Source organism: Paraburkholderia sp. JPY465, from assembly GCF_050436725.1.
Classification (GTDB): Bacteria; Pseudomonadota; Gammaproteobacteria; order Burkholderiales; family Burkholderiaceae; genus Paraburkholderia; species Paraburkholderia youngii.
On the sequence record NZ_JBNDMT010000002.1, the window covers coordinates 2,483,327 to 2,495,406 of the forward strand.

Consider the following 12,080-nt stretch of genomic DNA (forward strand, 5'->3'; position numbering starts at 1 on the left):
TGAAAGCCGGCTGAAAAACCGTTTGAGTATCGGGATCTACCACCGTATTCGGGCGATCTTTCGTCCGAAAATGAAATCGTCCTTCGCTTTCGTGGCCTGATTTTCCGATGACCGATTTAATTGCGAATTAATTGCATTTCACTAATGCGTCGATTGCGGGGAAATAGCCATCGATTTGAAGAGGTCGCAAGTTAGAGGGTATATTCATCGACACGCGTCAATTCGCTGAGTAACATCGATCGTACCGAACGCCACAGGGATCCGGCGTGTCAATCAATAATAATCATGTTTGTTTCAGGACGCGATGAGATACCCAGATCGGCGTGGCCAGCCTGGATTGAACCACCTGAGGATTTGCGCTTGGATGTGCGCAATCGTCATATCGGCAGGTGCCGGCGCGATAGCGGCGCAGGTTCATGCAGCGGTGACCGGTACTGCTCAGTTGCCCGCATCCGCAACATCGGCGGTGCATACGGTGAATGCGACCACTTCGGCGCAAGCGTGGAATGGCGTGAGTCAGCCGTTAGGCACGATCGACGCCGCCACCGTCGCCGCGCCCGACGCGGCCGGCATCGTCGATCCGCGTCGCGCGTTTCTGCTGCGCGACGTCTTCGCGCAGGATGTGACGCGCCGGCTCAGACTGCCCGCCGCGGAGCAGCGTGCGTACGCCGACCGTCTGGAGACGGCGCTCAACGAGAACGAGCTTGGCAATGTGTCGGGCGAGTACGTAGTGCTCGTCGATCGCAACGCGAACGTGCAGGCGCTCCTGATTTACTTCCGCGCGGTGCCCGCCGACGACTGGCAGATGATAGGCGCATCGCCGGTATCCACCGGACGGCCAGGCGAGTACGACCACTTCATTACGCCGCTCGGCGTGTTCGAACATACGCCCGACAATATGGATTTCCGCTCCGAGGGCACAGAGAACGAAAACCACATTCGCGGTTATGGCCGGCGCGATATGCGTATCTTCGACCTCGGCTGGGCCCAGGGGGAACGCGGCTGGGGCAAGGGCGGCATGTCGCAGATGCGTTTCCAGATGCACGCGACCGACCCCGATCGGCTAGAACCACTGCTCGGTATTCGCCATTCGAAGGGCTGCGTGCGAATTCCCGCGTCGCTGAACACGTTTCTCGATCACTACGGGATTCTCGACGCGGAATACCAGCAGCTCATTGATTCGGGCCAGTCGTTGTGGGTGCTGAAAAGCGATCGGCAGATCATGCCGTGGGCGGGGCGTTTTATCGTCGTCGTCGATTCGCAGCGCAAGAGCCGGCCAGCGTGGTCGCCAGTCCCCGGCGCGGTCGCGCGCGCAAAGATGCCCGCGCACGCGGATACGGCGGACTGACTGGCGCCTTGTCCTTGTCGCAATACCAGCGCGGGGCGCCCCTCACGACCTCGCCAACAACACGCCAGCCAGCGCGACCGCGAACCCGGCAATTTGCACGGGCAGCAGCGTCTCGCCGAACCCGAGATAGCCTTCGAGCGCCGCAAGCGGCGGCGCGAGAAACAGCAGCGCGGTCGCGCGCGAAGCATCCCCGCGCCGGACCATCCAGACGAGCAACGTGACGCTGATGCCGGACAGCATCACGATGCCCCATGCGAGCGATCCCCACAGCGTCGGCGACGCGATCCAGCGATGCTCGCCGAGCGCGAGCGCCAGCACCCCCGCGACGACAGCCGCGCCGACGTTCTGCACCGCGCTTGCGCTGCGAATATCGGCCTTGGCGAGCGAGGTCTTCTGGAACAGCGTGCCCGCCGTGATCGCCCCCACCGCGACGATCGATATCAGCACGACCAGCCACGCCGGTGCGTTGCCGTGCGTGGGCGGCGTCGCGGCAGCGAGCTTCGGCGCGAGCACCAGCACGACGCCGGCGAGGCCGACCGCCATGCCGCACCAGCCGCGCCGCGACAAGCGCTCGCCGAACAGCGGCGCGGCGACGGCGGCCGTCGCGAGCGGCTGCAGCGCGCCGAGCAAGGCCATCACGCCCGCGCTGAGACCTTGCGCGACGGCCCAGTAGCCGGCGCCGAGATAGACCCCTTGCAGCAGTGCGCCGGCGGTCAGGTGCTTGCCCAGGTTACGTCCGGTCGGCCATGCCGAGCGCGCGGCGAGCGCGGCCAGCGCGAAGATCAGCGCGGTGCCGCCGAAACGGGCCAGCAGAAACAGATTGGGATCGGCGTAAGGCGTGATCGCGCGGGCGACCACGAAACCGGTCGACCACAGCACGACGAACACGGCGGCAACAAAGGTGGCGAGCATCGGGGCGGCAGGAGGTTAAAAAAGCCGCCATGTTGGCCCCATGCGCGGCGCGCGTCTTGTTCAAAGCTGCAATGCGCGCGGGACCGTCACCACGCGATCAGCGTCATCCCCGCTCCGAGCGCGCCGCCGCAGACCACGCACGCCCACAACAGCCAACGCGTGCGCCGGTATTCGCGCGCGAGATCCGCGAGCAGTTGCGCGTTCTGCTGCGGCGTACCCGCGCGATCGTGCTGCTGCAGATAGCGCACCGCCAGTTGCGGCACGCGCGGCAGCATATGCGCGAGATGCGGCAGCTCGTGTGACAGCCGCTTGAGCCAGCCGCGATGATCGAGATCGCGTCGCGCGATATCGGCAAGCACGCCACGTGCGATGTTCCACGTATCGACGCCCGGATGCAGTGTTCGCGCGAGCATCTCCGCCTGCTGGAACGAGCGCTGCGCGGTCGCGAGCTGGCCCGACACCTGGCCGTCGAACGGTTGCACGCCGTGCAGCAGATGATGAAACAGCGAACCCGCCGAGCGATCCTCGGGCGCCGCCGCGAAGTGCGCTTCGGCGCGCGTGCGCAGTTCGGCTTCGAGCATCTCGGGGCGCGTGTCGTCCGGCACGTGGCCGGCCTCGCGATGCATGTCGGCGAGCCGCGCGTAGTCCTGGTCGAACAACGCGGTCGCGCCGTGCACGAAGAACTCGCGCTCGCCGCTCGACAGCGTCGCCATGATCGAGAACTCGGCGAGCACGAGGCGCCCGAGCGTGTCGGGCTCGATGCTGACGCGCACGCGGCGCGCATCGAGCGTCGCGTGGAAGAAGCCATGCTCGAATGCCTGCTCGGTGACCACCTCGACGATATGCGCGGCGAGCGGCGCCAGCTTGATGCCGTGCGCGTGCAGGCCGGGCAGGTCGCTCGCGGGCAGCGTATTGACGCGCTGCATCGTCAGCGTGTGATCGGTGCACAGCTCCCAGATCACGTCCGGCACGACGATGCGCTTGTCGCCGTCGAAATGGTGGCCGGTCTGGCTCAGGTTCGCGGCTTCGGCGCGCAGGTCGAAGCGGCGCAGGATGTCGTCGGTGAAGGTTTGCGCGAGCGCGCGCAACTTCATCCGGCGCGCGACGCGCGACAGCTTTTCGAGCCAGCGCGCGACCCAGCGCAATAGCGCGAGCTCATCGCCGATCTGTTGCAACTGTTGCGCGCGCACGAGCTTGACGGCGACCTCGTAGTGACCTTTGACCGGCACCGCGAGCCGCGCGAAATGGGTCTGCTCGGCGAAGCCGCTGCGCACCGGCACGAGGTCGACCGCGCTGAACAGCTCGCCGAGCGGCCGGTTGAACGCGCGCGTCAAGGCCAGCGCGGAGTCGTCCGGCGACAGCGGCGCTTCCATGTGATCGATGGCGTCCAGCGCGTCGTGCAGCGTGCCGCTCGCGAGCTCGGGGCGAGTGGCGAGCGTCTGCGCGAAGCGGCTCGCGAGCGGACCGAGCGCCGGCAGCAGGCCATGCAACTGCGCGCCGCTGCGCTCGGACGCATGCACGCGGCCGATCAGCTCGATCATCCAATGCAGCTTGTGGTCGGGCGGGGCGGCGAGCCAGATCAGGCGCGCGCCGTAACGTAGCGCATGGAACAGCAGCAGTAGACGGCGAAACAGTGGCGGCATCGGCGGTTCGGTTGACGGGCGAGGCGTTGTGCGTGGGACTCGGCCGGGCAGCGGCGTGGTGTTGCCCGCATGGCCGAAGAGTCCAGCCGTCAAGGTTAGCAGGTCGGCGCGGTGGCGGGCGTGTTCGCGTGCAGGGGCGGCTCGTCGCAACCTGAGCGCGCGATGAGTGCGCCATCAGCGCAACCTGCGCGCCCGCACCAACAACGCACAGTACGCGTAATACAATACGGCGGCCTTCCTCAACCACGGCGCACAGATGCTCGCAGAACAACGTCATCAATACATCCTCGCGCAAGTCGCAAAGAACGGCGCGCTGTCGGTCGCTGAACTGGTGCGCGAACTGAACGTATCGCGCGAAACGATCCGTCGCGACCTCAACGCACTGGCCGGCCGCGGCCTGCTCGTGACGACCCACGGCGGCGCGTTGTCGAGCGATCGGCGCGAGCCTGATCTCGATACGCGCGAAGCGGAGAACGCAGGCGCCAAGCGTGCGATCGGCGAGCGCGCGGCCGAGTTCGTGCCGGACGGCGCGTCGCTGATCATCGATTCCGGCAGTACCACGCAGGCCGTCGCGCGGGCGCTGCTCGACCGGCATCGGCTGACGGTCTACACGAACGACTGGCGCATCGCGCTGCTGCTCGGCCGACGCAACGACAATCGTGTGACGCTGCTCGGCGGCGAGTTGTCCGATATCGAGGACGCGACCTTCGGACTCGACACGGTCCACCAGGTCACGCAGTACCACGCCGATTTCGCGTTCATCGGCGCGGGCGGGATTTCCCCGGACGGCTATCTGACCGACTACAGCCGCATGGCGGCCGAAGTGCGCAGCCGCATGATCGCCGCGGCCGACCTGGTGGTGGTCGTCGCCGATCATTCGAAGTTCGGACGCGTGACGCCGGTGCGCATCAACGGTATCGAGTCGGCGCGGTATCTGGTCACTGAACTGGCGCCCGAGCGCGCGCTGGCGAAGGCGATCACCGCGCATGGTCCGGAGATTCTGATCGCGTGAGACGGCTACTCGCGCTGAACGCCATTCCTCACCCGCCAAAATCTAACTAAAAAACATCCGAAGGGCCATGCCCTTCCCAGGGGGCAGAAACTCCGGGCGAGGGCTAGACTGGCCACGCTGAAGGGAGCGGCCGTCTGCTTATTGGTGATGTATCCCGTTAAAAAACATGGTCCAGGGACTGATGCGGCCCCGGCATTGGTGACACCGTGAGGCGATCCCGTTCAGGAAAGTGATAGATACCGCAGTCCCGCCCTTTGGCACTTCCATTAACCTGGAGGGCCAGACATGGCACAGCCCAAATCGAAGCGGACCGTCGATCGCCACACCGACATGTCCGTTGTCAATCCGCACGCCGCAGGCATCGACATTGGCGCACAGTTTCATGTTGTCGCGGTTGGACCCGAATGCGCCGATGAGTCAGTGCGGTCCTTCCGTAGCTTCACCGCCGATCTTCACGAACTTGCCCGGTGGCTCACTCAGGTCAAGGTCACGACTGTCGTGATGGAGTCGACCGGGATTTACTGGCTTCCCGTGTTCGAAATCCTTGAGTCTTATGGTTTCGAGGTATTGCTCGTCAACGCCCGGGAGGCGAAGAGCGTGCCGGGACGCAAGAGCGACGTGAACGATGCCCAGTGGCTGCAGAAGCTGCACCGGTACGGACTCCTGCGCGCCAGCTTCCGCCCCCGCCAGGACGTGGCCACGCTACGATCCTATCTGCGGCAGCGGGAGCGCCTGCTGGAATATGCGGCGTCCCATATCCAGCATATGCAGAAGGCACTCATGCAGATGAATGTACAGCTGCATCACGTCGTCGAGGACATCACAGGCGTCACCGGCATGAAGATCATCCGGGCGATCGTCGCGGGTGAGCGCGACACCGATGTCCTCGCACAGCATCGCGACAGGCGTTGCAAAGCCTCCGTCGAGACAATCCGTGAAGCGCTGGGCGGTCATTACCAGCCCGAACACGTGTTCGAACTCAGTCAGGCCGTGGCCTTGTACGACTTTTACCAGACCCAGGTAGCGCAATGCGATCAGCGGATCGAGGTCGCGCTCAAACAACTGCAGGCTGGCGTCGAACCCGTCGCCGCGCCACTGCCGGCGGCCCGACACCGAGGCAAACAATCGAACGATTTCTCATTCGACGTGCGTGCGGCGCTGTACCGGATGCTCGGTATCGACCTGACGCAGATCCACGGCCTGGGACCCTACGTGGCGCTCAAGCTCATAGCCGAATGTGGCAACGACATGTCCCGCTGGCCGAGCGCGAAGCACTTCACGTCATGGCTGTGCCTCGCACCGGGCAACAAGATCTCGGGCGGCAAGATCCTTTCCTCAAAAACACGCCGGTCGTCCAGCAAGGCGGCGGCGGCCCTGCGTCTTGCTGCCGTCGCGATCGGCCGAACCGACACGGCCCTGGGCGGTTTTTACCGGCGACTGTCTGCCCGCATCGGCAAGGCAAAGGCGATTACCGCCACGGCCCGCAAGATCGCGGTACTGTTTTACAACACGCTGCGATACGGCATCGAATACGTCGATCCAGGCGCCACCTATTATGAAGAGCGTTATCGGCAGCGGGTCCTGAACAACCTGACACGCCGGGCCGAATCGCTGGGTTATATTCTCCAGGCGAAGGCGACCTGATGCTGAAGAGTTTCTCAGGAAAGCCGCGGGATTCGCTCCAGAAATTGGAACGGCCGGGCACAATACGCGCCGTTGTCAGGAGCGCGTCCACCGCAGCCGAGGCAACCGCCGGGCCCGCGACGCGCACGGCCAGCGCGCCGTGCGAGCACCGCGTCCGCGAGCAGCCCCGCACCTTCGCAATTTTGTCGATGCATCGTGCATACATCGTCATTTTCGCCATGTACGATCCACACGGGATCGGCGCGCGGGGTTTCATTTTGGGCGGCGCGACGAATTCCTTCGGTTGGCTTGAATTGGCAATTTGTGTCTTTTTTTGGAATTCGGCAAAATCGTCACGGCCCTGTCATCGAAACCTGTGATTCTTCCCGTGCCCGCTCAGGCGCGGCAGGCAGCGCGGGTGTCGGAGACGGGCTGTCAGTCAGGCTGGGCGAGAAGCGGCAAAGTTGTCGGCAATCTGCAATCCACGACAGACCGGCGCGGCAACCGCAGCGGGCAACGCCAGGCGGCGCGTGCCGCCGTTCAATCACTACAGGTATGGGGTTATCCCGACCGTCTGGTTTTTAGCCTTTCGGAGAGAGCGACATGAAAAAGACGAATTCCCTTCACGCCGCGGCCGGTCTCGCGCGCAAACTGCTGCCGGCGCTGGTCGCCGCCGCAGCGTTCGGCGGTGCCGCGATGCAGGCTCATGCGGCCGACGCCGTCGTGCTGTACACGGCCGACGGCCTCGAAAATCTGTACAAGGATGTGCTGCCTGCCTTCGAAAAGAAGGAAGGCGTGAAGGTCAATATCGTCACGGCGGGTAGCGGCGAAGTCGTGAACCGCGCGACCATCGAGAAGGATCAGCCGAAGGCCGATGTGCTCGTGACGCTGCCGCCGTTCATCCAGCAGGCCGACCAGAGCGGTCTGCTGCAGGCGTACCAGAGTGCCAACTACAAGAACGTGCCGGCCATCGCGAAGGCGCCGAACGGCGCATGGGCCACCTTCGTGAACAACTACTTCTCGTTCGCGATCAACCCCGAAGTCACGAAAAACCAGCCGAAGACGTTCGCGGACCTGCTGCACCCGGACTTCACCGGCAAGGTCGCCTATTCCAATCCGGCGACCGCCGGCGACGGCATGGCGGTGATCATTCTGACCTCGTCGCTGATGGGCGAAGACAAGGCGTTCGACTATCTGAAGAAGCTCGAGCAGAGCGCCAAGTTCCACACCAAGGGCACGGGCTATCTCGACGTGCTGCTATCGCGTAACGAGATCGCGGTCGCCAACGGCGATCTGCAGATGGATCTCGACGACGCGGCCAACGGCGGCCTGTCTCTGAAGCCGGTGTTCCTCGCCGCTACGCCCGGCGGCCAGCCGACCACGTTCCAGCTGCCGTACGCGATCGCGTTGATCAAGAACGGTCCGAACCAGGCCGAGGGCAAGAAGCTGATCGACTATCTGATGTCGACGGAAGTGCAGTCGAAGGTGCCGGACGTCTTCGGCATTCCGGCGCGCAGCGACGTGCCGCTCGCGGGCAAGAACGGCGAAACGGTCAAGCAGGCGATCAGCGGCGTCAAGCTGATTCCGGTCGACTGGAATCACGTGATGGCGAAGAAGGCCGACTGGACCGCGCGCTGGAAGAGCGACGTGATCGGTTCCTCGGGCAAAGAGACCGAAGTGGTCAAGCCGAAGTAAGTGACTCAGATAAGCAACGTCTGACGTTGTCGGTCCAGGCGGCGCTTCGCAGCTACTGCGCGGCGCCGCATCAGCATTAATTCTGTTGGAGGACGACCCCGGTGAATACGGCCAGTCTCGCTCACCCCGCCGCGCCAGGCGCTCCGCTGGATGCGCTCGACGCCGCGCGTTTGGACGCGCCGGGCGGCGTGCAGATCGATCACCTGACGGTGCGCTTCGGCGCGCGCACGGTGCTCGACGATCTGTCGTTGACCATCCAGCGCGGCGAGTTGCTCACCGTGCTCGGCCGCAGCGGCTGCGGCAAGACGACCTTGCTGCGCTTCATCGCGGGCTTCATCGAGGCCGACGGTCTGGCCGGCACGCTGACGGTGGCCGGCCGCGATCTGACGCACGTGCCGCCGCACAAGCGCAACCTCGGTCTGCTGTTCCAGAGCTACGCGCTGTTTCCGCATCTGACGGTATTCGAGAACGTCGCGTTCGGTTTGCGCGCACGGCGGATTCCGGCGCGCGACGTCGCACGCCGTGTCGCCGAGGCGCTGAAGCTCGTGCAGCTCGGCGATGCCGGTCACGTGATGCCGGCGCAACTGTCGGGCGGCATGCAGCAGCGCGTGGCGCTCGCCCGCGCGCTCGTGATCGAGCCCGACGTGCTGCTGCTCGACGAACCGTTGTCCGCGCTCGACGCCAATCTGCGCGCGTCCGTGCGTTCAGAACTGAAAGCGCTGCACGAGCGTCTGCCGAATCTGACGATCGTCTGCGTGACGCACGATCAGGACGATGCGCTCGTGCTGTCCGACCGTACGCTGCTGATGCGCGACGGCCATATCGCGCAGCTCGGCACCCCGCAGCAGCTGTACGACACGCCGGTCGACGGCTTCGTCGCGCGCTACCTCGGCGCGGCCAATCTGCTGCCGCCGCAGGTCGCGTTCGGCATGGACGACGCGCGCCACAACGAGCGCGAACGTGTCGCGTGTCTGCGTCCGGAGGCGCTGCGCATCGTGCCGCTCGGCGAGGGGCAACTGCACGGCGCGATCGCGTCGGTCGAGTGGTATGGCGCGGCCTTGTCGGTATCGGTCGTGCTCGATGCGCTGCCGAACGATCCCGTGCTCGTCACGATGCAGCGCGGCCTCGGCCTGACGCCGGAGAAGGGCGCGCGCGTTTCCCTGCGTTATGAGGCTGGCGATGTCGTCCTTATCAAGCCCTGATACGTCCAATCCGCTCGACCTCGCCGCGCAAGCGGAAGTCGAAGCCGCCGCCGCACGCCGTCTCGCGAGCGCCGCGGCGCATGCGGCCGCGGTGAAGCGGCGCGAGCGTCTCGCGCAATGGCATCTGCTGTTCATTGCGGTCGTGGTGCTCGGACCGCTCGTCATCTATCCGCTGGTGCGGCTCGTGATGCTGAGTCTGACCGGCACGCACGGCCTGTCGGGTCACGCGTACGTGACGTTCTTCGGCAACCCCGAAACGCGTGGCGTGATCGGCACCACGCTCGGCATCCTGTTCGCGAGCGCGAGCCTCGCGTCGCTGCTCGGCGTGGCGCTCGCGTCGCTGCTGTTCTTCAAGCCGTTTCCCGGCGCGCGCATGGTCACGCGCTTTCTCGAACTGTTCGTCGCGTTCCCTTCGTTTCTGGTCGCCTTCACGCTGATCTTTCTGTACGGCTCGCAGGGCTCGGTCAGCATCGGGCTGCAGCGGCTGTTCAATCTGCAGGCGCCGCCGCTCGACTTTCTGTTCGGCATCGGCGGCGTGATTCTCGCGGAAGTGGTGTTCTATACGCCGTTCGTCGTGCGTCCGACGCTGGCCTCGTTCGCGCTGCTCGACCAGCGGCTGATCGAAGCCGCGCGCAGCCTCGGCGCGAACGGCCTGATGGTCGCGTTCAAGGTGATCCTGCCGCTCGCGTGGCCGGGTATTGCAGCGGGCACGATCCTGTGTTTTCTGCTGACGTTGAACGAGTTCGGCATTCTGCTGGTGCTCGGCAGCGCCCATCTGATCACGCTGCCGGTCGCGATCTATAGCGCCGCTACCGTCGATCTCGATCTGCCGACCGCAGCCGCCGGCGCGGTCGTGATGCTGCTGATGTCGTTGTCGCTGTACGCGTTGTACCGGCGCGTCAATAGTCGCAAGGTGAAAGGAGCCGGTCATGGCCGTTGAACTCGATCCGACCGTGCTGCCGGTCATGCACAAGAAGGGCCGGCCGGTGCGGCACAGTCTCGTCGTGCGACTGTTCGGCGGTCTTTTTCTCGGCTTCGCCGCGCTGCTGTGCTTCTGGCTGTTCGTGCTGCCGGTGCTGGTCGTCGCGCTATCGAGCGTCGCGTCGCACTGGTCCGGCACGATCCTGCCCGACGGCTTCAGCATGCGCTGGTTCGAGCGCCTCGGTTCGAGCGACTTCGACGCGCTGACCACGAGCCTCGAAGTCGGCATGGGCGTCGCGGTGCTCGGCACGATCCTCGGTTTGTGGCTCGCGCTCGCGCTCGAAGGACGCGACCGGCGCGGCCTCGGCGCCATCGTCGACACGATCGCGATGATGCCCAACGGCGTGCCGAGCGTGGTGCTCGGTCTCGCGGTGCTGATCGCTTATCACAAGCGGCCGCTCGATCTGTCGAGCTCGGCGGCGATCGTCGTGTTCGTGCAGCTCGCGCTGGTGCTGCCGTTCTGCTACCGCTGCGCGGCCGCCGCGCTGCGCCCGGAGCTGACCGTGCTGCGCGAAGCGGCCGCGAGCCTCGGAGCGCCGCCGTCGATGGTGCTGCGCCGTGTCGTGTTGCCGCAACTGGTGCCGGCGATCCGCGCGAGTCTCGCGCTCGGTTTTGCGCTGTCGCTCGGCGAACTCGGCGCGACGCTGACCGTGTATCCGCCGGGCTTCGCGACGGTGCCGATCGTTGTCGTCGGGCAGGTGGAGCGCGGCTATTACCTGCCGGCTTCGGCGCTGTCGCTGATTCTGCTGCTGGTCTCGCTGGTCGCGCTGCTGTTGATCGCGGCGCGCGCTCCGCGTCGGCGGATCGACTGACCTGGCTGACACGGCTGATTCGCGGGCGATTTGCTTGACCTGAAGCATGCACACTGCCGGTGGGCATTCGATGTCGGTGTGGCAAAATTTGTCAGAGTGACCGAATATATGCAATCTGCTTCCGTCGATCCAATCGAGGTCGTGCGCCGCCATTCGCTGACGACGCTGGTGCGCGACGAGATCGAGCGGCATATCGTCGACGGCACGCTGGCGCCGGGCGACAAGCTCAACGAAGCCGATTGGGCGGCGCGCTTGCAGGTGTCGCGCGGGCCGGTGCGCGAGGCGTTTCGCGCGCTGGAGCAGGCGGGGCTCGTGCGTACCGAGAAAAATCGCGGTGTGTTCGTGCGGACGGTGTCGCTCGCGGAAGCGGACGAGATTTACGCGGTGCGCGCGGTGCTCGAAGAGGCGGCGTGCCGGATGCTCGCGGTCAGCATCGACGCGGGCAAGCTCGCGGTGCTGCGCGATTGCGTCGATGCGATGCGCGCCGCGCTCGCATCGCACGATCACGATGGGTATGCGCGCGCGAACGTCGCGTTTCACGATGCGCTGGTCGCGGCGGCGGGTAACACGAAGTTGTACGACACATATCGCAGGCTCGTCAGCGAGTTGAGCCTGTTTCGGCGAGCGGCGCTGGTCGTGCAAGGCGATGCGATGGCGCGCTCACTCGCCGAGCACCGCGCGATTCTGACCGCGCTCGCATCACGCGATGCCGAGCAGGCCGCGCAGTTGATGCGCGCGCATGTGCAGGGCGGCTTGCAGCGCGCCCATGCGGCGTGCGATGCGGCGCACGAACAGCGCCTCCCGGCAACCGCGGGCGCGGCCGGCTCGCGCGGGCGATGAGGCCTTGGCAAT

The 12,080-nt window shown here is 65.5% G+C and carries 11 protein-coding genes; 9 read left to right on the top strand and 2 right to left on the bottom strand.

All coding sequences use genetic code 11. The annotated features are described in order from the left end of the window. The first annotated feature begins 364 nt into the window (after window positions 1-364). The gene (locus tag QFZ94_RS13570; RefSeq protein ID WP_429457464.1) at window positions 365-1,348 is read left to right on the top strand and encodes a L,D-transpeptidase; all 984 of its coding nucleotides are present in this window, start codon (window positions 365-367) and stop codon (window positions 1,346-1,348) included. A gap of 42 nt (window positions 1,349-1,390) precedes the next feature. On the opposite strand, the gene QFZ94_RS13575 is transcribed toward QFZ94_RS13570, so the two are convergent. Both QFZ94_RS13575 and QFZ94_RS13580 read right to left on the bottom strand, forming a co-directional pair. Further along, window positions 1,391-2,260: a DMT family transporter gene (locus QFZ94_RS13575; RefSeq protein WP_368586032.1), complete on the bottom strand. Its 870-nt coding sequence runs from the start codon at window positions 2,258-2,260 to the stop codon at window positions 1,391-1,393. A gap of 86 nt (window positions 2,261-2,346) precedes the next feature. Beyond that, window positions 2,347-3,903, bottom strand: a complete 1,557-nt coding sequence (locus QFZ94_RS13580; protein ID WP_429457467.1) for an ABC1 kinase family protein — start codon at window positions 3,901-3,903, stop codon at window positions 2,347-2,349. Window positions 3,904-4,159: 256 nt separating this feature from the next. Between QFZ94_RS13580 and QFZ94_RS13585 the strand changes: the two genes are divergently transcribed. The 8 genes from QFZ94_RS13585 to QFZ94_RS13620 all read left to right on the top strand — a co-directional run bounded on the left by QFZ94_RS13585 (window position 4,160) and on the right by QFZ94_RS13620 (window position 12,068). Further along, entirely contained in the window at window positions 4,160-4,915 is a 756-nt protein-coding gene (locus tag QFZ94_RS13585; protein ID WP_368586034.1) for a DeoR/GlpR family DNA-binding transcription regulator, read from the top strand. A gap of 285 nt (window positions 4,916-5,200) precedes the next feature. Next, the gene (locus QFZ94_RS13590) at window positions 5,201-6,559 is read left to right on the top strand and encodes an IS110 family transposase (RefSeq protein WP_429457469.1); all 1,359 of its coding nucleotides are present in this window, start codon (window positions 5,201-5,203) and stop codon (window positions 6,557-6,559) included. Beyond that, the gene (locus QFZ94_RS13595) at window positions 6,559-6,918 is read left to right on the top strand and encodes a hypothetical protein (RefSeq protein ID WP_429457471.1); all 360 of its coding nucleotides are present in this window, start codon (window positions 6,559-6,561) and stop codon (window positions 6,916-6,918) included. The genes QFZ94_RS13590 and QFZ94_RS13595 overlap by 1 nt, the downstream gene beginning before the upstream one ends. Before the next feature lie 223 nt (window positions 6,919-7,141). Further along, window positions 7,142-8,233, top strand: coding sequence for a 2-aminoethylphosphonate ABC transporter substrate-binding protein (phnS, locus tag QFZ94_RS13600; protein WP_368586035.1), 1,092 nt, complete (start codon window positions 7,142-7,144; stop codon window positions 8,231-8,233). Between the two features lie 101 nt (window positions 8,234-8,334). Then, the gene (phnT, locus tag QFZ94_RS13605) at window positions 8,335-9,435 is read left to right on the top strand and encodes a 2-aminoethylphosphonate ABC transport system ATP-binding subunit PhnT (RefSeq protein ID WP_368586036.1); all 1,101 of its coding nucleotides are present in this window, start codon (window positions 8,335-8,337) and stop codon (window positions 9,433-9,435) included. After that, window positions 9,413-10,375: a 2-aminoethylphosphonate ABC transporter permease subunit gene (locus tag QFZ94_RS13610; RefSeq protein ID WP_368586037.1), complete on the top strand. Its 963-nt coding sequence runs from the start codon at window positions 9,413-9,415 to the stop codon at window positions 10,373-10,375. Before phnT ends, QFZ94_RS13610 begins: the two co-directional genes overlap by 23 nt. Beyond that, window positions 10,365-11,228: a 2-aminoethylphosphonate ABC transport system, membrane component PhnV gene (gene phnV, locus QFZ94_RS13615; protein WP_368586038.1), complete on the top strand. Its 864-nt coding sequence runs from the start codon at window positions 10,365-10,367 to the stop codon at window positions 11,226-11,228. The genes QFZ94_RS13610 and phnV overlap by 11 nt, the downstream gene beginning before the upstream one ends. A 108-nt stretch (window positions 11,229-11,336) precedes the next feature. Next, entirely contained in the window at window positions 11,337-12,068 is a 732-nt protein-coding gene (locus QFZ94_RS13620) for a phosphonate utilization associated transcriptional regulator (protein ID WP_429457474.1), read from the top strand. The last annotated feature ends 12 nt before the right edge of the window (window positions 12,069-12,080 follow it).

What these genes read in the sequence shown, in the direction of transcription:
- QFZ94_RS13570 (WP_429457464.1), top strand. Translation starts at nt 365, where the DNA reads ATGTGCGCAATCGTCATATCGGCAGGTGCCGGCGCGATAGCGGCGCAG.
- QFZ94_RS13575 (WP_368586032.1), bottom strand. Translation starts at nt 2,260, where the DNA reads ATGCTCGCCACCTTTGTTGCCGCCGTGTTCGTCGTGCTGTGGTCGACC.
- QFZ94_RS13580 (WP_429457467.1), bottom strand. Translation starts at nt 3,903, where the DNA reads ATGCCGCCACTGTTTCGCCGTCTACTGCTGCTGTTCCATGCGCTACGT.
- QFZ94_RS13585 (WP_368586034.1), top strand. Translation starts at nt 4,160, where the DNA reads ATGCTCGCAGAACAACGTCATCAATACATCCTCGCGCAAGTCGCAAAG.
- QFZ94_RS13590 (WP_429457469.1), top strand. Translation starts at nt 5,201, where the DNA reads ATGGCACAGCCCAAATCGAAGCGGACCGTCGATCGCCACACCGACATG.
- QFZ94_RS13595 (WP_429457471.1), top strand. Translation starts at nt 6,559, where the DNA reads ATGCTGAAGAGTTTCTCAGGAAAGCCGCGGGATTCGCTCCAGAAATTG.
- phnS (WP_368586035.1), top strand. Translation starts at nt 7,142, where the DNA reads ATGAAAAAGACGAATTCCCTTCACGCCGCGGCCGGTCTCGCGCGCAAA.
- QFZ94_RS13610 (WP_368586037.1), top strand. Translation starts at nt 9,413, where the DNA reads ATGTCGTCCTTATCAAGCCCTGATACGTCCAATCCGCTCGACCTCGCC.
- phnV (WP_368586038.1), top strand. Translation starts at nt 10,365, where the DNA reads ATGGCCGTTGAACTCGATCCGACCGTGCTGCCGGTCATGCACAAGAAG.
- QFZ94_RS13620 (WP_429457474.1), top strand. Translation starts at nt 11,337, where the DNA reads ATGCAATCTGCTTCCGTCGATCCAATCGAGGTCGTGCGCCGCCATTCG.